We start from the raw sequence: 24985 nt of genomic DNA, 5'->3' as shown, positions 1-24985 counted from the left end.
CGGGATTTTTTGCATGGCCGGATGGCCTATTTGATGATGGTATCCAGTTCTTCGATACTTGCCCGAATGACCGAGTCGGGCAGATCGTAGTTCTGGAGTTTCCCCGCGAAATACTGTTCGTAGGCGAACAGGTCGATCATGCCGTGACCCGAAAGGTTGAACAGAATGGTTTTGCTTTTCCCCTCTTCCCTGGCTTTGAGCGCTTCCCGGATCGCAACGGCGATGGCGTGGGTTGATTCGGGAGCCGGAATGATGCCCTCTGTCTTGGCAAATGTCAGACCCGCCGCAAAGGTTTCCAGCTGGGGAACAGACTGGGCCTCGATCAGGCCGTCCTTGAGCAGTTGGCTGACGATAGCCCCGGCGCCGTGGTAACGCAGGCCTCCGGCATGGATGTCTGCCGGCTGGAAGTTGTGACCTAACGTATACATGGGAATCAGTGGGGTGAATCCGGCCGTGTCTCCGAAGTCATAATGGAAGATGCCCCGCGTGAGTTTCGGACAGGAAGCGGGTTCTACGGCGATAACCCGGATGTCGGTTCCCTTGGTCAGTTTTTCCTTGAGGAACGGGAATCCGATTCCCGCGAAGTTCGACCCGCCCCCGAAACAGCCGATCACGATGTCGGGCATATCCCCGGCCATTTCCATTTGCATGACCGCCTCTTCACCTATGATAGTCTGGTGCAGCAGCACATGGTTCAATACACTTCCCAAGCAATATTTGGTGGTTTCCGGATCTTTGACGGCCATTTCGACGGCTTCCGAAATCGCCAGACCCAGACTGCCCGAGCAATCGGGGTCTTTGGCCAGCATGTCGCGGCCCGCCTGTGTAAGCGTGCTGGGGGAGGGGATTACATCGGCGCCCCATGCATTCATCATCAGTTTACGGTAAGGCTTCTGGTTGTAGCTCACCTTCACCATGAATACTTTCAGGTCGAGATCGAAGTACTGCGAGGCGAAAGCGATGGCCGTACCCCACTGGCCGCCGCCCGTTTCGGTCGTCAGATGCTTGATGCCCTGTTTGTGGTTGTAATAGGCCTGCGGAATGGCCGTATTGGGTTTATGGGAACCGGCGGGCGAAGTGCTTTCGTTTTTGAAATAGATTTTGGCCGGCGTGTCGAGCGCCTTTTCCAGAGCATAAGCCCGGGTCAGAGGCGTGGAGCGCCATATTTTGTAGACGTCCTGAACCTGTTCGGGAATGTCTATGTAACGTTCCGTGGACATCTCCTGGTCGATCAGCTCTTCGGCGAAGATAACGCTCATTTCCTCTTTGGTGACGGGTTTCTTCGTCTTGGGATTGAGCGGTGGCAGGGGGCGGTTTTTCATATCCGCCACAATGTTGTACCACCGGGTGGGCATCTGTTTGTCGGTCAGCAGGATTTTTTTCGTTTTACTCATAGTGCGTTATGTGTTTTACATTTGAATGATTGCCATATAAAAAATTAAGGCCCGTTGTTCGAAGTAAACAACGGGCCTTTTATGTTTTCGTACCGGGGATCAATGGTAAAGCCGTCATTGTTTACTTCTAAGCAATGAGCGCCACCACCAGCCATGATTCATTGTTCCCGACATCTGTTTTCTATTTTGATACGGCAAACATAATTAAATTATTTTAAGAATCAAAGCGATCCGGGAAAAATCGTCATGAAAATCAGAAATTGTATTGAATCATCGCCTGTATCCGATTGGCATGGTTCGATGCATTATCCATGTTTTTGCGCTTGCCGTAGAGGTATTCCAGTGCGACCTGGCAGTTGGGAGTGATGTGGTAAAACACGTTGCCGAAAATGTACTGGGCTGTGCGGTACATGTCGGAAGTGCCGAAGTCGTTGCGCTTGTAAACCCTCACCTGCGAGAATCCTCCCGAGCAGAACAGGTTGTCGAGCAGGTTGATCTGGGCCGCCCCGAACCAGCCGAACATCGGCAGGGTCTGCAATTGGTCCGGGTGGCGCGGGTCGGGAACGATATCGAGACCCGCCCCGTCGATATCCTGAATGTAAGGGGAAATGCCGCGTCCGTAGACGGCCTGTCCGAAAAGAATCAACGGACGGGTAACCCGGATCGCAGTACTCAGCTGGGTGCCCCAGCCGAAAGCGGACTTGTTCTTACCTAGCGTTTCGTCATGATAGTACATGTCCCGGAAAACGGCCGAGGCACGGATATGGCTGAACCGATTTCTGCCCCAATTGTACTGGACGTAGACGGGCAGATCGGGCAGGCGCTGCGGAATGGCGATCAACCCCGGGGCATAGGTGCCGCTGACCTCCGGCATTTCGAGAGCCGCACCCAGACTCCAACGGTCGTTGAACGCGTGCGTGTACCGGATCATGGTGTTGAATCCGAACGTGTAGGCGTTCGGGCCCTCGAAGTCTATCGTGGTGGGGCTGGCATTCAGGTCGCAGAACGTCGTGACGTCGCGTCCGAACAGCCATCCCTTGAAAGAGATGTAAGCGGAACGGAGCCGCAACCGGTAGTCGCCGCCCCGAAAGTCGGTTTCGATATAAGTGATGACACGACCCAGTTTTTTCGTGTTGGCAATGGCCTTGAAAAACAACCGTGACGTACTCGCATCCATCCGCAATTGTTGGGCGGTCGTCGCGTTCCCCGGAATCGGAATGTCGTAGGTTACGAAATCTTCGTTCTGCACCACGCCGCTGAAGTCATAAGCCGTACGGAAATTCACGTATCCTCCGATGCCGAGCAGAAATCGGTTGTCGCGTCCCGTGATGATGAACTGCGGCATATGCGACTGTTGGAAACCGGTGACGTGCGTTTCGAAATAGTGGCGGACGGCGGCTCCGATCATGGCGCTGTCTGCCGCATCACCGCGCAATCCGGTCACGATCACGTTCGGGCGGTACTCGTAAATGTTGACCGTCCGGGTTTGGGCAGGCAGTTGCAAGGTGAAAATCAGTCCGACGAGCAAAAGTCTCAATGTTTTCATAGACGATTGATTTAGTTCGTAATAGTTTGATTGAGTGATAGAGAAAATGTTTCGGATGCAAGAAAATTCGATCCGCCTCCCCTCGGAGCAACATATATGCCAAAGCATTTTTGGATTTTATGATTATCTTCGCATCCGAATCCGGTTCGCTTTTTGGATGCCGGAACTTACTAAACGTATCCGCATTATGATCGTGTACGCCATAGCCGTCATCTCCGTCATCGCCCTGCTGGTGGATTATTACATATACCGCAGGATAATCCGGAAGCATCGTTTCGGGAAATGGATGAGGGTAGGGTATATCGTCTATGCGTTGGCAGTAGACCTGGTCATCGTCTCCGCGCTGATCTTTTACCGGAACAGTCTTGATCGGGAATCGCCGCAGTTGCTGCATGCCGTGAGTTGGGTGTTCTTCCTCTTTTTCCTGAATGCGCTGCCGAAATTGATCTATGTACTTGTCTCCTTGCCCGACCTGCTGGTAAGAAAAATCACGCACCGGACGTTCCATCTGTTCGGATATGCGGGGACGGCATTGGGGCTCTGTGTATTCGCAGCCATGCTCTGGGGGGGGAGTGTAGGGCGCAGCCGGATCGAGGTGCGGCGGGTCGACATCACGTCTCCCCGCATTCCGGCTGCTTTCGACGGATTCCGGATCGTGCAGTTTTCCGATACACATATCGGCATGCTGATCCACAGCGACAGGATACTGCCCCGGATGGTTGATACGATCAATGCCTTGCATCCCGACATCGTTGTCAACAGCGGAGATCTCGTCAACAGTCACGTTACGGAACTTACACCGGAAATCGTCTCCGTACTCTCCGGAGTGCGGGCACCGGTCTATTCCGTGCTGGGCAACCACGATCTGGGAGTTTACATCCATGACACACTGAAACTTTCGCCCGAAGAGAATGTCAGACGCCTGCTGACCCTGCAAAGGCAGATGGGGTGGATACCGTTGGTGAACGAATCCCGTTTCCTGACCCGGGGAACGGACCGGATCACGATTTCGGGAGTGAATTTCCCTGCGAACTACAAGTTGAACGGACATGCTTCCTCCATGTGCGGGGTTGATTTGGAAAGAACTTTCGACGGAGTGCCCGACTCCCTTTACAATATCACCGTTTCGCATGCGCCCCAACTGTGGGACAACCTGCTCGTGGCGGGGAAAAGCGATCTTACCCTTGCCGGTCATGTCCACAGTATGCAGGTGAAATTCCGGCTCGGGAAGTGGGCATGGTCTCCCGCCCGCTGGATGTATGCCCGGTGGAGCGGTCTTTACGAAGAGGGAAACCGCCAACTCTATATTAACGACGGAATCGGATACGTACTCTATCCCATGCGGATCGGGACTTATCCGGAGGTCACGCTGATCGTGCTGCATCACGGGACCGACACCCGCGCAAAAACGATCCGGCCATGAAAGTGATCGTATCGGCGGCCGTGTCCGCAGACGGTTGTCTCGACGACCTGACTCCCCGCCGGCTGGTACTCTCCGGGCCGGAAGACTGGGCCGAGGTACATCGGCTCCGGGCCGAATGTGATGCAATACTCGTAGGGGCAGAAACGCTTCGCAGGGATAATCCGGCTCTTGTGATCCGCGACTCCGGGCTCCGGGCCGAACGGATCGTCCGGGGGCAATGTCCGGATTTGGCGAAAGTGACACTCAGCGGAACGGGAAACTTGCCGGTCGACCTCCGTTTTTTCTCGGAAGGGGAGGGAGAAAAAATCGTTTTTTTGCCGGAATCCGTTCCCTCTTCCGTACGTGACCGGATTTCGGAAGTCTCCTCGATCGTCACCCTTCCCCGGTTGACGGCGCGTGCCGTCGTCGAAGAACTCGGGAGCCGGGGATTCCGCTCCTTGCTGGTGGAAGGGGGGAGCCATGTGCTCGGCCTGTTTTTCGAAGAAAACATGGTGGATGAATTCCGCCTGGCCGTGGCGCCCTTTTTCGTGGGACAAGGAGGCGCTCCGCGACTGGTGACAGATGGAAATTATCCTTTCGGCCGGGAACGCAGGATGGCGTTGCTCGAAGTCCGCAAAGTAGGGGATATGGCCGTAATGCGTTACGAATTGAAACGATGAAAACCGATCTGGAATATCTGAAGGAGGCGATAAGGCAAAGCCGTCGCTGTGTGCCGACCTGCAGCGCTTATTGCGTAGGGGCGGTCGTGGTATTGCCTTCGGGCCGCAGTTACACGGGGTATACTCATGAAACCGGTTCTGCGAACCATGCGGAGGAGGAGGCCATTGCCAAAGCTCTTGCGGCCGGGGAAGACCTGCGCGGTGCGACGATGTACAGTTCGATGGAACCTTGTTCCCTTCGTAAATCGAAACCTGAATCGTGTACGGAACTGATTTTGCGTTACGGTTTTTCCAAAGTGGTTTTCGCACTCAAGGAACCTCCATGTTTCGTGGAGTGCCATGGGGAGGAGTTGCTTCGCAAGGCCGGTGTCGATGTAGTGGTCCTGCCCGGAGAGGCCGCAGAGGTGAGGGAGATCAATCGGCATATATGTGGCTGATTTTTTAATGATTGAAAAACAAGAAGGCCTTTTTGAATCGCGTCAAGTTCATTACGTCGATCACATTCCGTTATCGGTTATCCGGCCAATAACCGGATAGCAATCAGCACCACTTCCATATTTCTTTTGTGAAAATTGCAAGGGGCCGCTTTTGTATCATCTCGTAAAGTCCAGTTAATGGAGTAAGCATGGCCTTTGTCAAGCCTTTAAAAATAAATGAATATTCATTCATTATTTTTTGGAGAATCGCAAAATACTTTTCATATTTGCACTCGAATATGAATGAATAATCATTCATTTATTAAAGTGAATCATGTCGAAAAGAATTGATACATCGAAAATCGAACGGATACGCGATGCGGCAATCGAAATCATCAGCGAGCAGGGGATTCCCAACTGTTCGGTGGCAGCAATCGCGAAGAGGGCCGGCGTATCGGTAGGTTACCTCTATCGCCATTATTCAGGAAAAGAGGAGCTTATCAATGATATGCTGGAACTTTACTTCAACATTATCAACGAGAAAATATCTTCGCTGATCGCAGAAAAGCACGGGGTGGAGGAGATCGTGGAAGGAGTGATTCTCCACATCCTGCAAATATCCCGGGAGAACGAAGCCCGGATAAAATTTTTGATCATGCTGCTCAATGATTTCTCCGTAACGATCCGTCCCGCATTGACGGCCCGGGTGGACGCTTTGGCAGAAGAGTTGATGATTATGATCCGTAACAGTCCCGGGATAAGGAGCGACTTGTTGCCCGATGATCTTTACCATGCGATGATCGGGTTGCCGATGCAATACCTCGCATTGCGTTACAATCGGATAATCAGTTGTAAAGAGCCGGATTGTGCGGATACCGGCCATATTGTCGGGCAGGCGATGAGATTGATAAAAGCAAGATAAACTAAAGCATGTACCGTATGAAAAAAATGATTCTGCTGACGGCACTCGCCGGTGCGGTTCTCGGAGCAGGGGCCCAGGAGGGTAAAAAGATGCTCTCATTCGACGATGCGCTTGTCAGGACGATGACCAACAACCCTGAAATTAGCGCTTTGCAGTATGAGGAAAAGGCCGCGGAACAGGAGCGGAAAGCTGCGTTCGGACTTCGGTTGCCACAGATCGGTGTAACGGGAACCTATGCGCATCTGGGCAAGGATATCGGCATCGATCTGAACGGTCTGAAGGAACCGGTCAAGGGATTGATGGAAGGTATGGGCGGTACAGGTATTCTGCCGCCCGAAATCCTGCAACAGGCGGGGGCGCTGCTGGGACAAAACTGGGGTATGACGATTCAGGACCGTAATACTGCATTCGTGGGGGGCAGCGTGACCATGCCGCTCTATACGGGAGGCAAGATCAATGCGGCGAACAATGCGGCGAAGATCAACGAGCGAACTACCCGGGAAAAAGGTGCGCAAAGCCGCAATGCGCTGGTTTCGCAGCTGGCCGAATATTATTACGGACTGGCCCTCGCCAACCAGGTCGTAGCCGTCCGGCAGCAGGTAGTGGATGGAGTGAGGGTTCATCTGAATGACGCCATCGCACTGGAAAAGAACGGAATCATTTCGCAAGGGGACCGGTTGTATGCGGAGGTGAAAATGGCCGAGGCGGAACGCGAGTTGCTCCAGTCCCGGTTGCAGGCACGGACGGTGACTACTGCGTTGAGCAACACGCTGAACGAAGAACAGGAGTTTGTCCCGGTATCGCCGATGTTCATACTGGAAGAAATAGAAGATGTGGCTTATTTCAAGGATTTGGCTGCCAAGAACAACCCGTTGCTCAACCAGGTGGCTTTGAAGAGGGATCTGGCTAAAGAGAACGTCCGGCTGCAACGCTCGGAATTTTTGCCGCAGATCGCCTTGGGCGGAGGGACTTTCTTCTATAATTATCAGTTCTCGAAATATCTTCCCACATGGGCCGTAGGCGCGGGGATTCAACTGAAAATATTCGACGGGCTGAATCGTGAATACAAATTCAGCGCGGCCAAAAATACCGTCCGGCAGGTGGAGGCTCTGCAGACCAAAGCCGGCAATGAAATCTCGGTACTGATAGAAAAACTTTACAATGAAATGCGCACCTATCACGATCAGATGCCTTCCATCGAGGCTTCCCTGAAATTCGCGCAGGAGTATCTGCGGATTCAGAATGCGGCATTCAAAGAAGGGATGGCTTCTTCGGCCGACGTGATCGACGCCCAGTTGAACCTTGCCAAAATCAAAACGGAGCGGATTCAGGCTGCCTATTACTACGACCTGATGCTGGCCCGTCTGCTGGAAGCGGCCGGAGCGAGCGAACAGTTCGCAGACTACGGAAAACGGCCGACTGCCGTACAGATACGGTTCGAAGAATAAAAAGTTGGAAAACTATAAATAAAAAACTACACGTATGAAGAAGAGTAATGTGATCGGATTGATCGGGGCCATTCTTGCCGTTGCCACCCTCGTGGCACTGATCAGCTGGGTCGTCGTCAAACCCGCACCCGTGCTGCTGCAGGGAGAGACGGACGTGACCAGCTATAAGGCATCTTCGAAGCTGGCGGGGCGAATCGACAGGATGTTGGTAAAAGAGGGGCAGAAAGTGCGGAAAGGCGAATTGCTCTATACGCTGAGCATTCCCGAAGTGGAGGCCAAGTTGCGCCAGGCCAAAGCGGCCGAAAGTGCAGCGCAGGCCCAGGATAAGATGGCATTGGCAGGTGCCAGGATTCAGCAGATAGAGGCGGCCCAGAGCCTGTGGCAGAAGGCCGAGGCAGGCGTGGCGTTGGCACAGAAAACGTTCGACCGGATCGACAATCTGTATAAGGAGGGGGTAGTGCCGGCTCAGAAACACGACGAAGCACTGGCGAATCTGAACGCCATGAAGGCGACGGCCGCCGCTGCGAAATCGCAGTACGACATGGCCGTAGCCGGTACGCGCAAGGAAGACAAGGCTGCCGCAGCCGCACTTGTCGCCCAAGCTGCCGGAGCCGTATCCGAAGTGGAAAGCTATGTCTCGGACGCCTGCGTCTATTCGCCCGTAGACGGGGAGGTCTCGACCGTCATCGCCGAAGCGGGGGAGTTGGTCGGCAGCGGGTACCCCGTCGTCACGATTCTCGACATGAGCGACAAATGGGTGTCGTTCAACGTAAAGGAGACCCTGTTGCCCAAGATCAAAATGGGAACGAAATTCCGGGCCGACATTCCCGCATTGGCCAAAGACGTGGAGTTGGAAGTTTACTACATCGCACCGCAGGCCGACTTTGCCACATGGTCGGCTACCCGCACGAGGGGCGGTTTCGACATTCGGACTTTCAACGTGAAGGCACGTCCCGCAGGGAAACAGGAACCCGATCTGCGTCCGGGCATGAGCGCGATCGTGAACTGGGACGAACTGAAATAGGAACGGAGGAAGAATATGGGATTCTTCAGAAAGACAGGGCGTGTGCTACGGCGTGAGTGGGGGCGGATACGGAAGTATCCGATCTATCCCACGCTCATGATCATACTGCCCGTCATATCGTTCCTCTTTTTCGCGGCGGTTTTCGGCGAAGGCACTCCGAGAGATATGCCCATTGCCGTACTCGACGAAGATCATTCGCCTCTCTCACGACAACTGGCTTCGATGATCGACGCCACGCCGGCCGCCATGGTCTCTTACGACATACAGGACATGGAACAGGGCGAGCGCATGATGCGTGAAGGGAAAATAGAGGCGATCGTCTATATTCCGAGGAACTTCGAAAAGGATATATACAGCAATTCGCCTATCCGGGTGGGAGCCTATGTGAACGGTACCAATATCGCTGTCAACGGATTCCTGGGAAAAGACCTGCAAACCACGGTCACGACCTTTTCTACGGGAATACAGATTCAGACGCTGATGAAAAAAGGGCTTTCCGAAAAACAGGCGTACAACCAGGCCATGCCGATCTATTTCGACCGTCACCTGCTTTTCAACCCGTGGGTGAATTACGGATATTTCCTTATGCCCAGTTTCATGCCCATGATGCTTCTGATTTTCACGATCCTGCTGACGGTCTTCGCCATCGGATCGGAATTGAAAAACGCGACGGCAGGAGAATGGATGGCTGCGGCCGGCGGGGAGATATGGCCGGCCCTGATCGGGAAAATGATCCCCTATACGGGGGCCATGTTTCTGATGAGCCTGCTGATGAATACGATCATGTACAAATGGGTGGGAGTGCCCCTGAACGGCAGTGCGGCATTGTTGATTCTAGCCGGATTTCTTTTCGTGCTCTCCTACCAGTCGATCGGTGTGCTGATCATTTCCGTACTGAGCAACCTGCGGTTGTCGCTTTCGATAGCGGGAGGCTATTCGGTGCTGGCCTTCACCTTCTCCGGACTTACTTTTCCGTTGATGGCAATGGACTGGTATGTCGTCGCGTTCAGCCGCATATTCCCATTCACGTTCTATACGGATGTATTCATTGACCAGGCCATGCGGGGAGCCCCGGTCATATATTCCATACACGACCTGGGTTGGATGACCGTCGTTTTCATTCTGCTGCCGCTGCTTTGCCTGCCCCGGCTGAAAAAGATCGCGACGAACGAAACCTATTGGAGGAGGATGTAAGATGAAGACACAACGATTCGGCGTAAAATGGAAGGAATTCCGTTCGGTGCTGCGCACCGAGTACAGCCATATTTTCCACGACGCGGGAGTCATGCTGATCCTGATTTTCGCCATACTCATCTACACCACAGTATATGCACTGGCCTACAAGAACCAGGTGGTCCGCAACATTCCCGTAGCGGTGATCGACCACAGCCAGACCTCTTCGAGCCGTAAACTGATCGAAACGTTCGATGCCGAGCCCAATATCTTCGTCTCCTACACGCCTCCGTCCATGGAGGAGGCCAAACGCCTCTTCTTCGATCGCAAGGTACATGGAATCGTCTATATTCCGCACGATTACGAAAAGAAATTGATGCGGGGCGAAAAAGCCATCGTCGGGGTTTATGTCGACGCCAGTTATTTTCTGATGTACCGGCAGGTTTTCGCCGATGTGGTGAGCGGGGTAACCGGAGTAGGGGGCGAGGTGGAATTCGTCCGGCTACTCGCCTCCGGCGCAACCATTCCGCAGGCGGAAGCCACGATAAATCCCGTTGCCTACGGAGTTACGAACCTGTTCAATCCCTACGGGGGGTACGGTTCATTCGTCATGCCCGCCATCATCATCATTATCATCCAGCAGACGCTGCTGATCGGTATCGGAATGATCGGGGGAACTTGGAGGGAGTTCGGAGTCTACAAAAGACTGTGCATACCGGGCGAGAGGCGGCTTTCGACACTGCCCGTAGTGCTGGGCAAGACAGTGGCTTACCTGTCGATCTATGCTGTCACGCTTTCCTACATTCTGGTGGTCCATTACCGATGGTTCCACTATCCGATGAACGGTACGTTCCTGAATATCGTCGGCTTTCTCGTTCCCTATATGCTGGCCTGCATTTTCCTGGGAATAGCGATCTCCACCCTGTTTCGTTATCGGGAAAATTCCCTGTTGTTCATGCTGTGGAGCTCGATTCCGATGCTGATGATAAGCGGTGCCTCCGTGCCGAAAGAGACTATTCCCCACTGGCTGTATGAGTTCGGAAAGATTTTTCCCAGCAGCAGCGGCGTAGAGGGATTCCTGCGGATACAGACGATGGGGGCTTCCCTCTCCGACGTAATGGCTCAATACGGCACGCTCTGGATACTGGCCGGAATATATCTGATACTGGCCTGTATCGGTATCCGCAAAGTAATGGACAAGACCGAAAAAGAGTGATTCCGGTTTACTGTAAAAAAGAGAGGCGGCAGAACGAAATCGTTCTGCCGCCTCTCTTTTTGAAATACAGGAATTGACTACGATTGTTCATCCAATGCAGCGAGCAATTGCGTCGCAACATCGTTGGCCGGATCGAGTTCCAGTATTTTATGGCAATAATCCACAGCCAGGGTCTTCTCTTCCGGCCGCTTTTCCGCTTCGTACTGCACGTAATGGTAATAACCCAGATAACGATAGGCTTCGACCAGTTCCCGCCGGTTTTTCGTCGGGTTTTCTTTGCCGAGTATAATCTTGAGAACGGTTTCGTAGAAGGGCTTGGCCAGACCGGCCGTAGCTTCCGGATCACGGAGAGAATTCACGCGGGCACGGAAGACAGGACCCAGATGGCTTTCGGGGATGCGATCGCAGACTACCGTAAAGGCGCTGTCCGCCTGATTGAGACATTGGGTGAGGCGCTCCGGCGCATCGTTACTTACCGTGTCTTGCGAAAGAGCGACCGCTTCCCGGTAAAGAGTCTGCCCCAATGTGTAATAATCGGTAGCCTGAGCAGCTTCCCCTATGGCATCAATGTATTTGCGATAATATCCGGCCGCTTTTCCGGGAGCTTTTCGGAAAAGATTTTCCGCGATCTGACGGATCGTCTCGGGTGCGACGCCAGGCAGTTTGAGGGCCATGTCATATTGGAGAACGGCCTCGTCCGGACGGCCGCTATTGAACAACAGGTCTCCGTATGTGATGTAATCCCGTGCTATATATTCGTTGTCCCCCCGGGGAAGAGCGAAGAACCGGCTGGCGGCGCTCAATCCGTCGGAATACTTTTTCTGCGCCAGGTCGCAGTACATACGCAACCGGTTCAGAACGAAATCGTCCGGAGAGATCGACAGCCCTTGTTGTATCAGTGCGGCCGCCCGGTCGTACGCCTCTGTGAAAAAAAGGGAGGCGGCATAACCGGTGACTGCATCCAGATCGGTTTCCTGTCCGGGTACGGTGAACATTTTCTCATACAACGCAATGGCCTGTTTGTACTGCCCGGTCCGGAAGTAGCTTTTTGCGAGATACTTTTGCGTCAGCGGATAATCCGGATGCCTGGTTTCCAGCTCTTTCAGCCTTTCGATGGCGATTTCGGGATTGTTCCGCATGTATATCTGCGCAATCCGGATATACGTAACCGGATAATCCGGATTTTTCATCAGGGCCTGCTCGTACTGTCCGGCAGCAGCCCCCGGATCGTTTTCCCGAAAGAAACGGTCCCCGCGCACCATGTGGGGCAAAACGGAATTCCTGTCAGCCGTCTCGGCCCGTTCCAGCATCTCATCGCCTTCGGACGGCATTCCATTATCGTAAAACACGGTTGCCGCAACGGTGAGAACGAGCGGGTTTTTCTTGTTCTGTTTGGCTTTGACAAGGTCGTTCAACGCATCGGCAGCTGCCTCCTTGTCGCAGGAAAACGATAGCCGTAACAGTCCGATTTCGTTCAGCGGATACTGAGGGTCTGCGGCTTTCCCTCTCGCATAATAGTTTTTCGCACCGGCAGGATCGCCCTGCAAGCGTGCGATCTCCCCGAGATAGTAGTTCGTCTCGGCCGGATTGTCGTTTCGGCTTTCGAAGATTTTGCGGGCCGCATCGAACTCTCCGACGGCAAAATAATCCGCCCCCATATCCTGTGCCGCGATGTGCAGCACAGAAAAGAGAGCGATTACAATAAAAAGAATTCTTTTCATGGTTCGAATTTTAAATTTAGAAAGTCTCTTTTATCTCTACGGTCCGTACGGGACGCGTGGCAGGAACGAGACCCGACTTGAGAATGATCCGTTGTCCTCGGTCTCCGGCGATGAAATGGGTGAAACCGGCCGGGAGCGTGCCTTTCAGATCAGTGAGTACGGCATACACGTCACGGGTCAGCGGATAGTACCTAAGATACAGGTAGGCCGGTACCGGCAGGTAGCTGTTGTCGGCCGATGCCGGATGGGTGCGGCTGACGGACAACACCTTGATCGTCCGGTTGAACGTTACCTGCGTCGAATCGTTCGGATTACTGATCCAGTTTACCCCCAGCACACCCAACGCATCGGAGTGCGCGGAAACATAGTCCAATACTGCCCGGTTATCCTCAAGGGCACGGATATCCCCGGACAGAGGTATTCCCCCGCAAACGGAATCCCGGACGAACCGGGCCATGCTGGAATTCGGACTGTCGAATACGACCGCGATACGCCGGTGAGGCAATGAAGGGTCGAGGTCGTTCCAGTTTTTCGCGTCGCCCGTCATGACCTTCCGCAGCGAAACGACACTCATACGCGACAGCGGATTGTTCCGGTTTACAATCAGTGCGATACCATCTATGGCGATCTTTTGGGAACGGGGTACCAACTCTCTGTTTCCGGCGTGAATGATCTCTTTCTCGTGTTCGGTCAGGTCTCGGGCCAGAATGGCAAAACGAATGCTGTCTTCTATCAGCAACTTCACGGCACGGGCCTCGTCCGTATACAGGGGAAGGATGGAAGCATCGAAGTTCAATGCCTCGAATACGTCTATCTCCTCCTGCGTGATGTTGCCGAAACAATCGTCGCTCACGATGGCCGCGATCCCACTGGTAGTCGTGTCTGTCCGGGTTATTCTTTTCTGGCGGCAACCGCCGCCGATCAGAATCACGCACAGGCAACACAGAATCATTTTCATCTTCCGGTCCATAGTTGTCAATCCTTTCTGTTCGTTTTTTGCCAGACATTGTATCCCCGTACGACGGCATAGACGAAAAAGACGATACCCAGAATCGTGCGAAGCATCACGTTGTCGTCATGCCGGGGATCGTTGTACGCATTGTAGCGGATCAGCAAGGGCGTAAATACGGTAGCGTAAGCGAGCCCCAGATACACGAAGGTCATCAGTACTCCCCAGACCGTACGGAACGGTATTTTTCGGTTCGTGAACATGATTCTGTCAATAATTGATTTTGAAATGAACCGGGACCGTGTAATACACTCTCACAGGCCGTCCGTTCTGGCGTCCGGGACTCCATTGCGGCATTTCGGAAACGACCCGGACCGCCTCTTCATTCAACGAACTGTCCGCCCCCTGCAGGACGGTGATATCGCCGATCGTCCCGTCCGTGTTGACCACGAACCGGAGAATGACTTTCCCTTCGACTCCGTTTTCCATGGCCGCAACGGGATAGCGGATACTTTTTCCCAGATATTCGAGCAGGGCCCTCTCCCCTCCGGGGAACTGCGGCATCTGTTCCACGCTTACGAACACTTCCTCCTCCTTCGCGGCTACGATGACCTTGTGTTCCTTGAGCTCGGCTATGTCCACCGCATCGGGATCGTCGACCCCTTCCACAGTGGCGATCGAGATCTGCACCTTGCTTTCATTGAGCTCTTCCTGCGAGATCATCTGCTCGTCGTCCCTGACATTTTCGTCTTCGGTAATGACCGGCGGGGTGAACTTTATCGTGGACTTCAGAACGGGGGGCGGTGCGACAGGCTCCGTTTCCCGGATGATGTTCTCTTCCTGGACCTGCTCTTCGATACTCTTGATATTCGTCAGCTCCACCGTCGTACTGATATTGCCCAGGTTCCTGTCGACAGACGACTTCACCTTTTCGATCAGTGCCGGCAAAAGCGACACGATGATTACGAATACCAGAACGGCCAGTATGCCGGCGATATACCTTCTGGCCGAAGTGTTGCGCAGATAGTAGGCTCCGTACTCTTTGTTCTTTCCCTCGAAAATCAGTTCGATCCATTCGGGGGAGTTCAGTTTTACATCATTCATGATCTTCTTTCATTGGAAATGAGACGGATTGTTATTGGGGAAGTTCACCTGTGGCGGCATAACCGCCCTGCGTCAGATAATTCCGGAGCAGATAGTGGTCGCCGTCGGTCATCTCCACCAGCGCGTATTTGCCGATGCTGCATATCTGCATTTCATCCAGGACATCCACCATGTTGCGGTACGAGGAATCGTCCGTCGGTTTGATGACGACCACCTGCCCGTCGGGATTGCTCTTGATTCGGGCGGATTCGCTCTTGAACTCCTCTTCGCTAATCTCCTGCGCGAGTTTCTTCCGTTTGAGATCGGTGATCCGCCGTACGGCATCGGCATTGCGTTCCAACAGAATGGCACGTATTCCGTTCGGAGAATAGTCCGTCTCGTGCAGGGAGGTGTAATCGGCATATTTGGCTTCGTCTATCTTGCCGAAATAGTAATATACCTTGTCGTCCTTGCCGAGAATCAGTGTAATGGCCTTGGAATCTTTCACTTTGTTCTTCTCCTCTTCAGTCAGCACCTGATCCTCCTTGGTCGGCAGCACCAATTCCATGACCTGGGGCCTGGACAGGGAGGTGCAGAACATGAAAAATGTCAGCAGCAGCATGTTCATATCGACCATCGGCGTAAAATCCACCCTCAGCCGGATTTTCTTCGGTTTCCCCTTCTTGGTACCGCCTGTGTCCGTATTAATTTCAGCCATAATGCATTCGATTTGATTGTTAAAGTCCTTCCGGCATACCGCGCAGTTGCGTCACCAGACTGAAACGGTTTTCCTTGATATCCTGAAGCGTGGACGTCACGTTTCTGATCAGGGGGTAGGGCGTAGTCTCGTCAGCCTTGACGGAGATCGTCAGATCCTTGTTCACGCTCTTCGCCGTTTTCAGCCACATGGCCAACTGATTGTTCGCACTGTCGGCCGGAATGCCCCCGAACTGTTTCATAAACTCTTTCTGTCCGTCCATGTCCAATTGCAGATACTGCTTCATCGCACCCATGGGAACGCTGGCGAACGTGGTGGGTTCGGCAAAATTAGCCTTCTCCCGCTCCGAAAATTCGATATTGAAAAGTTCTCCCATTTTTTCCAGCGTTTCCGTCTTATCCGAGGGACGGTCCAGATTCAGGAAAATTTCGCCCTGCGGATCGACCAATATCGTCACATAGTTGTAATCGGGCACCTTGGTCTCTATCACGGATGCCGGAGTGACTACCTGCACGGGTTCGAGCGGAATGAAATTGGCCGTCAACATGAAAAAAGTAAGCAAGAGCACGGTGACGTCGCTCATCGCGGTCATGTCGATGAACGTATCTTTCTTGCCGGGTTTTACCTTTGCCATATAATTTGATTATTAGGATTGCGGGTTCCTATTTCTTCTCCTTGAATGTCTGACCGATGGCAAATCCCACTTCGTCCACGGCATTCGTGATGTTTTCGACTTTCGAGGAGAAATAGTTATAAACGATGATGGCGAGCGCTCCCGTCATGATTCCCATGGCCGTATTCATCAGGGCCTCCGAAATACCAAGGGAAAGAGCGATCGAGTCAGGGGCTCCTTCATTGGCCATTGCCCCGAAAGAACGAATCATGCCGAGTACCGTTCCCAACAGTCCGAAGAGTGTACCCAGTGAAGAGATCGTAGCAATGACGTTCAGGTTCTGCTGCATGTAGGGAAGTTCGAGGGCCGTGGCATCGGCCACTTCCTTCTCCACGATGCCGGCCTTTTCGTCGCTGGTAAGATCGCTCCGGTTCTCCACGTCACGGTAACGGACCAGTGCGGCCTTGAGAATATTGGCGACCGATCCCCGCTGTTTGTCGCAGAGTTCTTCAGTTGCGTCCAAATCACCGTTCTGGAGGAGCGATTTGGCCTGGGCGACGAAATTGACGATTTTACCTTTTCCGTTCGCTTTGCTCAAAGCGATGATCCGTTCGACGCCGAGCGAAAGCACGGTCAAAAGAAGTGTCATCACGATCGGAATCACGAAACCGCCCTGATAAAGAGTCCCGAATATGTTGTTGTCGATCGGATGCCCTTTGGCATCGAAGTTTGAGGGATTCCCGCAAACGTAGTAGAAGAATACGAAGGCGACGACGGCGCATACGGCGATGACGAGTGCCGCAGAGATACCTTTACGGTGTTTGGGTTGAGCCGTTGCGGCTACTTTCTCAGATTTGATCGTTTTCATAATAAAGTTTGTTTTTGAAGGTTAAAAGTGAAATCGGGTCAGGATATTTTCTAACACGGTCCGCTTCCGTACCGTTTCCCATACACATTTATCCTGCACGGACATATTTGTCCCTGCATGTATGTCGCACGCTGCCTCGCCATACTGAGACGGAACAGTTACGGAACGATCTGACAGTACGTTCGAAAACGTACCCGGCAGAAAATGACGAGATTGTCGGGAAAACGGGTCCGGCCGGAAACGGAATGCCGTTTCGGTCAAATGTTTAGACGTGAATACAGATGAAGGCGGGAAGGTGTGTGCCGATCGTGCATGGAAATACAGCACCGGATCATTTCGCTCAGGAACCGATGCTGTCTGAAAAATTCCGTCAGGACAAACGGATCGGCCGCAGCATTCTTCGATGTGGTGCTGTTATCCCGATGATCGGCGATACGCAGACAGCTGGCAGATGCCAGTTCGCCGTCGTCGTTGTGAATGATACGGGCATTGGAAATAGTTTGGATGTCATCCTTTTCGGACAACATGACCGACGTCTTTTGATAACCGTCCGTATGATGTCGGGGGACGGAGTGTCCCGCTGCGACAACGACCATTATCGCAAGCACCCATATACCCGAAAGAACAGCCCTTTTCATATAATCCGGTTGTGGTGATACAGAAATGCTATTTCCTGTCGTGGTATTTATCTTTTGCCTCCTCCGTTCCGTTTACGGCAGGCCGAACCTCTTTCCTCAATTTCAGCTTCTCCCGTACGATTTCGACGACAGCCGGCAGAATCGAAATGAAAACGATCGCAACGATCAGCATTTTTAGGTTCTCCTGTACGAACGGCAGATCGCCGAACAAGTACCCTGCGTAACAGAACAACGCGATCCACGCGGCACCTCCGATCACATTGTACGACATGAAGTAGGCATAATGCATCTTTCCCATTCCGGCCACGAAAGGGGCGAAGGTGCGGATTACAGGCACGAACCGGGCGAGGATAATGGTTTTACCTCCGTATTTCCGGTAAAAATCATGCGTTTTGTCGAGATAACGCTGTTTGAAAATCCTAGAATCGGGGTTGCCGAACAATTTGCGTCCGAAAAAGTGCCCGATCATGTAGTTGCAGGAATCCCCGGCTACGGCCGCAGCGAACAGCAACAAGGCCAGAAAGTGCACGTTTACGGGCATCCCGGGCAATGCCGAGACCGCCCCGGCAACAAAAAGCAACGAATCTCCGGGAAGAAACGGTGTTACGACCAGTCCCGTTTCGCAAAAGATGACGGCGAACAGAATGGCATAGGTCCATGCGTGATAATCGCGCACGATGTCGATCATGTACTGGTCGATATGCAGGATGAAGTCCCAGAGAAATTCCATGGCTCAATTTTTTACAACAGAGGGAAAACCGTTACGTAAATGCCTGCGATGATCGCGGAGGTGATGACTCCCGTAATATTGGCGCCCAGCGCATCGGGCAGCACCATCGAAGAAGGATTGTCCTTGCTGACGATCTTCTGAGCTACTTTGGCTGTTGTCGGGACACAACTCACGGCAGCGATGCCTATGACGGGATTGAAATTGCCCCGCTTTATGAAATACATCGCGTAGCCGCCGAGTATGCCGCCTATTCCCGAAATCAGCAGAGCCAGTATACCCAATACGAGCAGTTTCAGCACCGTAGGATCGAGCAGCGTGTGCGCATCGCACAGGATTCCCAGCAAAATCCCCAGAAAGAACGTCGAGCCGTACAGCATGGGGCCGCTGATAAAGTCGCATACGTGCTTCAACCCCGACTCCTTGATAACCACTCCGATGAAAAGCGAAAAGAACAGGGGGGCCGCCACGGGAAAAAGCAGACAAAGGACCACGCACATGACGACAGCGAACGATATCTTGGTCGCGGCACTGTACTGTTTGGGAGCCTTTTTCGCCGGTTTCATTTTGATGGCCCGAAAGCGCTTGGGAACCATCGCCCGTACCAGATACGGATATCCCCCGTACGTAAGGCCGAGATACAGATAGGCTACGACCGTGATCGGTACGAATATCTCTTTGGAGAGATTGAGCGACGTGAACAGCACCATCGGACCGTCCGCTCCGCCCACCATGGCGATCGAGGCGCTGTCATTGGGGCTAAGCCCCATAGCGAAAGCGATCGGTACGACGGCGAATGTCCCCAGTTCGGCGCAAAGCGCCAGAAACATGCTCTGCAGGGGCTTGGCCAACAAGAAGTTTATGTCGAGCATCGTACCGATTCCCATGAATATCAGACAGGCAATCAGTCCGTTACTGAATGTAAACGTATAGACCGGCTGCAGGAAGTCGATTTGCAGGATGTTCATCAACTGATCGGTATCCGTCACCATCGGATCAAGAAACAGATTACCGTGTATTCCGCCAGGGAAAATCAGCACTCCGGCGTTCACGGCGGCCATTCCCAACCCCATGGGAATCATGACCAACGGTTCGAGAACGCCTTTGCGCCCCAGGTAGACCAACAGTATACCGAGCAATATCAACCCGATACGGGCGTACATGATGGCCGGATCGGACTGCAACAGGGTGGAAATCCCCTGAAAAATATTATTCAAATCAAATTTTTCCATAGTGGAACTCATAAAGCCGTTTCATCTCCTTGTCCTGCAGGGCAGATTCTTCAGGATCGCCGAAATGATATTCCGCCAGTCCGTCGATTGTGCGGGTTTTGCCCGCATAAGTTCCTAACATAAGCGATGCGGCCGGAGTACGACTCTCGTCCGGCAAGGTAATATACCGGGCCTCCCGGTATATGTGTTCGACTCCCATGCGATAGGCTCGTCCCCATACCCTGCTTTTCTTCATCCATACGGTCATCCCGTTTTTTCCGAAACAGGAGAACAACAGAATCATCAGTTTGAGCAGATAGGCGAAGGCAATGCCTACTGCAAAGGTGAAACCCATCATCATCAGGGTTTCTTTGCATATATGTATCAGATTCATAATGAACTTCATCAAAAAAGAAATCGGAAAAATTCTGGAGGTGCAGTTACATGGAAAACTTTTTTCCACTTTGTGAAACAGGAATTATCCCGGAATCACATGCCGCAACAACTTCCCGGATATGGTTACACGGCGTCCCTGCCTATATCCACTTTTGGGAAAAGCATACTACACCCACGTCCGGTCGATTCCGGCCGCGAAAAGAAGAAGAGCGGGCTAAATCACCAATATGCCGAACCGGAGATAGTCGGCGTCATGGGACAGGACGGCGATCTGATCGCCGAGCATCGAAAAAGAGATGGGTGCTTTCGGACGGCAGCAGTTGATCGAAGCAAAATGGAACTCCGTATATCCGTCGGATATTTCGCACCCCGGTTTCTGCACTCTTTCTCCGGGTTTGCGCAAAACCCGCATGAGGGGTGGCGTTACGGATTCAACCGTTTCCACGGCCAGGAAATCTGTGGGCCGGGCTACCGAAAAATTTTCCGACAAGAATTGAGTTTTCGAAGATACCGACACCTCGGCTTTCGTCTCGGGAGTCAGAAATCCCGAAAAGAGGAGAGCCAGAAACGATAGAAATATGAGCGTCGGTGTTTTCATACTCTTAAACTCTGTACAAACTTAGAACAATTTTTATAAATATACAAATTGCCCGCGTTTTTGAAAAAACTTTTTAATCCGGATACGCTCTTCCGGGATAGTGTTACGTAAATATAACCGTTTTATTTTTATAGGTCAGAATTTTACGTTCGATATGCTTTTCCACTGCCTGCGAAAGTACGATCTTTTCCAGGTCCTGTCCTTTGTGAATGAGACTGGCCACCGAATCGCGGTGGGAGATACGTACGATATTCTGCTCGATGATCGGTCCCGCATCCAGTTCGGTCGTTACGTAATGACTGGTCGCTCCGATCAGTTTTACGCCTCGTTCGTGGGCGGCGTGATAGGGACGGGCACCCACGAAAGCAGGCAGGAAAGAGTGGTGGATATTGATGATGTTATGCGGATAGCGGTTGATGAAATCTTCCGAGAGTATTTGCATGTAACGAGCCAGCACGACAAAATCTATCCTGTTTTCAGACAGTAGTTTGAATGTTTTTTGTTCTTGTTCGGCTTTATTGTCCTTCGTGATCGGAATATGATGGAAAGGGATATCGAAACGTTCCGCCACGCTCCGGAGATCGGGATGGTTGCTGACGATCAGAGGCAGCTCTACCTGCCATTCTCCTGCCGTGTAACGGGCCAGCAGATCGTACAGACAATGCGACATTTTGGACACGAAAATGGCCATGCGGGGAATTCGGTCGCTGAAATAGACGTTGAGCGTCACACCGTAACGGCGGGCGAACAGACGGTTGAACACCTCTTCGATATCCTCCTTGGGTATCCTAAAGTTTTCCAGCTGCCATTCGATCCGCATGAAAAAGACCTGTTCGTCCCGGTCCACATGCTGGTCGAGATAGATGATGTTGCCTCCGTTCTCGTTGATAAAGCGGGTCGCTATCGCCAGAATGCCCTGCCGGTCGGGGCAGTGCATCAGCAGGACGGCTGTCGGATTCGTTCGTTCCATGATGTTACTCTGTCGCTAAATTATGACCGGCGGAATGCACGGTTCGCTTCCACAATTCTCCATACATGCCGCTGTATACGGGTGTCGGAACACCCAGGCGTTCCCCCTCCCGGACGACATAACCGGTGAGAGATTCCAGTTCGGTGCTTTTCCCAGCCCGGAAATCCCTCTGCATGGACGTAGTCGTATCGCCGGGTATCCGGGACATCTGCGCAATCACGGCATCGGCTATGTTTTCGGAGAGTTCTTGTCCCCTGGCAGCGGCCACTTCCTGGAATTCAGACAGCAGGGTGTCCAGCAGGGCTTTACGGTCCGGATCGGACAGTACTTCGCCGTAAGTCCGGTCCGTATAGGAAGTGACGGTAGCCACCGTCGATATATAGGCGAATTTATCCCATACGCGACGGACGATGTCGGGCATCGGATGGGCCTGAATGCCGGCATTCGCAAACAGGTTTCCCAAACATTCTATTTTTTCGGGATCGCCCTCCGGGGAACCGAACAGGTAGCGGTAACCGTTGGTATGCTCGACGATGTGCCCGGGCTCCAGAATGTACGCCACGACATAAACGCAACCGTACCACACTTCGTTTCCGGGCAGCATGCGACGGATTTTCTCCACACTGTCCACTCCGTTCAGGAAAGGCAGTATGACCGTTTCCGGTCCGATACAGGGCAGTATCTGGCGAATTCCGCCCTCCACATCATAGGCTTTGGTGCAATAGATGACATAATCAACCGGACCGATCTCCTCCGCCCGGTTTGTAGCGGCCGCCGGCCGGGCGATGAAAGTGCCCGTCTGGGCATCCACCCTGAGTCCCCGCTCTCGAATGCGGTGCAGCGCCTCGCCCCGCGAAATGAAATAAATGTCAATCTCTTCGTGCTTTTCGTAATAGGCTGCAAGCAGTCCCCCCAGAAATCCCCCGACACCTCCCGTGCCCACGATCGCTATTTTCGTCTTCATCTGTCTGAAAAATATACGGGGCAAAAATAACGAATAATTTTTACGACGGGAACCGGGAGGCAACCATTTGCAGGAATTTAACAGATTCAGCTCCGTTTGTGCAAAATGGAGCCAAATTCGGGGTGTGTGCCCCTTCCTTTCGAAAAGGCTTTGAATCCGGAAAAATAATGTTATATTTGTTGATCGAATCATTTTTAGCAGGCCGATGGAAAAGAAAAAAGAGGTTTCCTGGGGAATTATCGGTTGCGGAGACGTGACGGAAAAGAAGAGCGGTCCGGCATTCTACAAACTGCCCGGCTCCCGGCTCAAGGCGGTGATGCGGCGTGACCGTGAGCGGGCGGCCGATTATGCGAGGCGTCATCATGTCCCGAAATTCTATGATGACGCGAGTGTGCTGATCGCCGATCCCGATGTGACGGCGATTTATGTCGCCACGCCGCCGCGGAACCATTGCGAATATGCCATTGAATCCATGCTGGCTGGGAAACCGGTTTATGTCGAGAAACCGATGGGCTTGGATTACGACGAATGCAGGCGGATGCTGGAAGTATCCGAGAAGACCGGGGTACAGCTTCACGTAGCCTATTACCGTCGCTCGATGCCCTATTTCCGGAAAGTGGCGGAGTTACTGGAACTCGGAACTGTCGGTTCGCTGTCGGGCATTTGTCTCGAATTCATCGTACCTCCCCGGCCCGAAGACCTCGACCGGGGGCATTTGCCGTGGCGGCTACACAGGGATGTGTCGGGCGGCGGCTATCTGCAGGACATGGGATCACACCAGATAAACATATTGCAGTATCTGTTCGGTAAGATCACCGGAATCCGGTCCGTCGCCCAGAACCGGGCAGGACTTTACGATGCGGAAGACTATGTCGCGGCTATCTTCTCTTTCGAAAGCGGCGTGACAGCGACCTGTCTTTGGAATTTTGCGGCGGGCCCTCAGGAACACCGGGACCGGGTAGAGATTTTCGGCACGAAAGGGACGATCCGTTTTTCCGTTTTCGACATGGATCGGATCGAAGTGGCTGTCGAGATCGGGACTGACACGATTGTGATCCCTCACGAAGAACACGTACAGATGCCCCATATCGCGCATATCAACGAAGCCATACTCGAAAACCGTTACGATCCGGCATGGACGCTTGAGGCAGTCGAAACGACCCGAATCATCGATCAAATCCTGCACACGAATGAAACCTATTAAAACAGCAGTCGCTTCTTTCGGCCTTTCCGGCCAGGTATTCCATGCACCCTTTCTGGACCTCCACCCGGGTTTCGATCTGGTGGCGATCGGAGAGCGTTCGAAGGACCTCGTCCGCCAACGCTATCCCGATGTGGTTCGCCCGGCTTCGTTCGAAGAGTTGATCTCGATCCGGGAGGTGGAACTGGTCGTCGTCAATACGCCGGATGTCACGCACTATGACTATTGCAGGATGGCCCTGCTTTCCGATAAACATGTCGTGGTCGAAAAGCCGTTCGTTTTTACCGTGAAAGAAGCCGAAGAGCTGACTGCATTGGCCCGGAAACGCAACCGTCTGCTGACCGTCTACCAAAACCGTCGTTTTGACGGCGATTTCCGTACGGTAAAGCAGATCAGGGACTCCGGCCGCCTGGGCAGGATCGTCGAATTCGAATCCGATTTCCAGCGTTATCGTAATTTTGTGGTGGAAGGAACTTGGAAAGAGCGGGTCGACCGCCGTGTGGGCATGACCTACAATCTCGGATCGCACAGTCTGGACCAGGCACTCGTGCTGTTCGGCATGCCGGAGGGATTGTGGGCGACGGTCGATATTCTGCGCGACGGGGGATGCGTCGACGACTATTTCCATATCGTATTGCTTTATCCCCGGCTGAAAGTGACCCTTAGGGCCGGATATCTGATGCGTGAACAAGGCCCCCGATTCACCCTGCACGGCACGGCCGGTTCATATATGGTGTACGGCATCGACCCCCAGGAGGAAGAACTGAAAGCCGGAGCCCTGCCCGGAGGCGAAGGCTGGGGGAGTGTTCCCGAATCGCAATGGGGGATACTCAATACGGACGCAGGACGTACACGTTATCCGACCCTGGCCGGGGATTACCGTCTGTATTATGACGGAATTTACAGGACCCTCCGCGGCGGCGACGCTCCCGAAGTATCCCACAGCCAGATGACCGACTTGGTCCGTCTGCTGGAAGCCTGCTTCGAAAGCAGCGAAACGGGTCGTACAGTGCGGTTCTGACCGCAACCTTGATACCATCACGGTTGCACTACGAGGGGATAAAAACATCTTGAAACGAAAAGACTCTGCATCCAGCAGAGTCTTTT

General features: G+C 53.0%; 26 protein-coding genes. 10 read left to right on the top strand and 16 right to left on the bottom strand.

Annotated elements, in window-relative coordinates:
- Positions 1-26: 26 nt before the first annotated feature.
- On the bottom strand, positions 27-1394 hold the full coding sequence (locus INF32_RS03985) for a TrpB-like pyridoxal phosphate-dependent enzyme (protein WP_226387115.1): 1368 nt from the start codon (positions 1392-1394) through the stop codon (positions 27-29).
- Positions 1395-1647: 253 nt separating this feature from the next.
- Positions 1648-2940 carry a DcaP family trimeric outer membrane transporter gene (locus INF32_RS03980; RefSeq protein ID WP_226387114.1) on the bottom strand — a complete coding sequence of 431 codons (1293 nt, stop codon included), beginning with the start codon at positions 2938-2940 and terminating at the stop codon, positions 1648-1650.
- A gap of 157 nt (positions 2941-3097) precedes the next feature.
- Here INF32_RS03980 and INF32_RS03975 point away from each other — a divergent pair, with 157 nt between their 5' ends.
- The 8 genes from INF32_RS03975 (at position 3098) to INF32_RS03940 (ending at position 11221) form a co-directional block, all read left to right on the top strand.
- Positions 3098-4363, top strand: a complete 1266-nt coding sequence (locus INF32_RS03975; RefSeq protein ID WP_226387113.1) for a metallophosphoesterase — start codon at positions 3098-3100, stop codon at positions 4361-4363.
- Positions 4360-5022, top strand: a complete 663-nt coding sequence (locus INF32_RS03970) for a RibD family protein (RefSeq protein ID WP_226387112.1) — start codon at positions 4360-4362, stop codon at positions 5020-5022. The genes INF32_RS03975 and INF32_RS03970 overlap by 4 nt, the downstream gene beginning before the upstream one ends.
- Positions 5019-5459, top strand: a complete 441-nt coding sequence (locus INF32_RS03965; RefSeq protein ID WP_226387111.1) for a hypothetical protein — start codon at positions 5019-5021, stop codon at positions 5457-5459. Before INF32_RS03970 ends, INF32_RS03965 begins: the two co-directional genes overlap by 4 nt.
- Positions 5460-5772: 313 nt before the next feature.
- Entirely contained in the window at positions 5773-6360 is a 588-nt protein-coding gene (locus tag INF32_RS03960) for a TetR/AcrR family transcriptional regulator (RefSeq protein ID WP_226387110.1), read from the top strand.
- A 17-nt stretch (positions 6361-6377) separates the two neighbouring features.
- Positions 6378-7808, top strand: a complete 1431-nt coding sequence (locus INF32_RS03955; RefSeq protein WP_226387109.1) for a TolC family protein — start codon at positions 6378-6380, stop codon at positions 7806-7808.
- A gap of 34 nt (positions 7809-7842) precedes the next feature.
- Positions 7843-8832, top strand: a complete 990-nt coding sequence (locus tag INF32_RS03950) for an HlyD family secretion protein (RefSeq protein ID WP_226387108.1) — start codon at positions 7843-7845, stop codon at positions 8830-8832.
- Between the two features lie 15 nt (positions 8833-8847).
- Positions 8848-10026: an ABC transporter permease gene (locus INF32_RS03945; RefSeq protein ID WP_226387107.1), complete on the top strand. Its 1179-nt coding sequence runs from the start codon at positions 8848-8850 to the stop codon at positions 10024-10026.
- A 1-nt stretch (position 10027) separates the two neighbouring features.
- A complete protein-coding gene (locus INF32_RS03940) occupies positions 10028-11221 on the top strand; it encodes an ABC transporter permease (RefSeq protein WP_226387106.1) in 1194 nt (397 codons plus the stop codon).
- Positions 11222-11298: 77 nt separating this feature from the next.
- Here the strand turns inward: INF32_RS03940 and INF32_RS03935 are convergent, their stop codons facing one another.
- The 14 genes from INF32_RS03935 to INF32_RS03870 all read right to left on the bottom strand — a co-directional run bounded on the left by INF32_RS03935 (position 11299) and on the right by INF32_RS03870 (position 22677).
- A complete protein-coding gene (locus INF32_RS03935) occupies positions 11299-12942 on the bottom strand; it encodes a tetratricopeptide repeat protein (RefSeq protein ID WP_226387105.1) in 1644 nt (547 codons plus the stop codon).
- Positions 12943-12958: 16 nt separating this feature from the next.
- Complete coding sequence (locus INF32_RS03930; protein WP_226387104.1) at positions 12959-13900, bottom strand: PstS family phosphate ABC transporter substrate-binding protein; 942 nt, start codon at positions 13898-13900, stop codon at positions 12959-12961.
- Between the two features lie 17 nt (positions 13901-13917).
- A complete protein-coding gene (locus tag INF32_RS03925; RefSeq protein ID WP_226387103.1) occupies positions 13918-14154 on the bottom strand; it encodes a hypothetical protein in 237 nt (78 codons plus the stop codon).
- A gap of 7 nt (positions 14155-14161) precedes the next feature.
- Positions 14162-14995, bottom strand: a complete 834-nt coding sequence (locus INF32_RS03920; protein WP_226387102.1) for an energy transducer TonB — start codon at positions 14993-14995, stop codon at positions 14162-14164.
- A gap of 31 nt (positions 14996-15026) precedes the next feature.
- The gene (locus INF32_RS03915) at positions 15027-15692 is read right to left on the bottom strand and encodes an ExbD/TolR family protein (RefSeq protein ID WP_226387101.1); all 666 of its coding nucleotides are present in this window, start codon (positions 15690-15692) and stop codon (positions 15027-15029) included.
- Between the two features lie 19 nt (positions 15693-15711).
- Entirely contained in the window at positions 15712-16326 is a 615-nt protein-coding gene (locus INF32_RS03910; RefSeq protein WP_226387100.1) for an ExbD/TolR family protein, read from the bottom strand.
- Between the two features lie 28 nt (positions 16327-16354).
- Positions 16355-17173 carry a MotA/TolQ/ExbB proton channel family protein gene (locus INF32_RS03905; RefSeq protein ID WP_226387099.1) on the bottom strand — a complete coding sequence of 273 codons (819 nt, stop codon included), beginning with the start codon at positions 17171-17173 and terminating at the stop codon, positions 16355-16357.
- A gap of 257 nt (positions 17174-17430) precedes the next feature.
- Complete coding sequence (locus tag INF32_RS03900; RefSeq protein ID WP_226387098.1) at positions 17431-17811, bottom strand: hypothetical protein; 381 nt, start codon at positions 17809-17811, stop codon at positions 17431-17433.
- A 28-nt stretch (positions 17812-17839) separates the two neighbouring features.
- A complete protein-coding gene (locus INF32_RS03895) occupies positions 17840-18541 on the bottom strand; it encodes a DedA family protein (protein WP_226387097.1) in 702 nt (233 codons plus the stop codon).
- 11 nt (positions 18542-18552) lie between these two features.
- Complete coding sequence (locus INF32_RS03890; protein ID WP_226387096.1) at positions 18553-19770, bottom strand: sodium ion-translocating decarboxylase subunit beta; 1218 nt, start codon at positions 19768-19770, stop codon at positions 18553-18555.
- Positions 19757-20143 (bottom strand): hypothetical protein, encoded by a 387-nt coding sequence (locus tag INF32_RS03885; RefSeq protein WP_226387095.1) that lies wholly within the window; start codon positions 20141-20143, stop codon positions 19757-19759. The genes INF32_RS03890 and INF32_RS03885 overlap by 14 nt, the downstream gene beginning before the upstream one ends.
- A 216-nt stretch (positions 20144-20359) precedes the next feature.
- Positions 20360-20527, bottom strand: a complete 168-nt coding sequence (locus INF32_RS03880; protein ID WP_226387094.1) for a hypothetical protein — start codon at positions 20525-20527, stop codon at positions 20360-20362.
- Positions 20528-20846: 319 nt separating this feature from the next.
- Positions 20847-21713, bottom strand: a complete 867-nt coding sequence (gene purU, locus INF32_RS03875) for a formyltetrahydrofolate deformylase (RefSeq protein WP_226387093.1) — start codon at positions 21711-21713, stop codon at positions 20847-20849.
- Between the two features lie 4 nt (positions 21714-21717).
- A complete protein-coding gene (locus tag INF32_RS03870) occupies positions 21718-22677 on the bottom strand; it encodes a ketopantoate reductase family protein (protein WP_226387092.1) in 960 nt (319 codons plus the stop codon).
- A gap of 205 nt (positions 22678-22882) precedes the next feature.
- Between INF32_RS03870 and INF32_RS03865 the strand changes: the two genes are divergently transcribed.
- The gene (locus INF32_RS03865) at positions 22883-23881 is read left to right on the top strand and encodes a Gfo/Idh/MocA family protein (RefSeq protein ID WP_226387091.1); all 999 of its coding nucleotides are present in this window, start codon (positions 22883-22885) and stop codon (positions 23879-23881) included.
- Positions 23868-24899, top strand: coding sequence for a Gfo/Idh/MocA family oxidoreductase (locus INF32_RS03860; RefSeq protein WP_226387090.1), 1032 nt, complete (start codon positions 23868-23870; stop codon positions 24897-24899). Before INF32_RS03865 ends, INF32_RS03860 begins: the two co-directional genes overlap by 14 nt.
- Positions 24900-24985 lie beyond the last annotated feature (86 nt).

The sequence above is a fragment of the Gallalistipes aquisgranensis genome, from assembly GCF_014982715.1.
In the GTDB taxonomy this organism is placed as follows: domain Bacteria; phylum Bacteroidota; class Bacteroidia; order Bacteroidales; family Rikenellaceae; genus Gallalistipes; species Gallalistipes aquisgranensis.
Note: the sequence above shows the minus strand (reverse complement) of the source record. Positions and strands in the feature narration are given on the sequence as shown.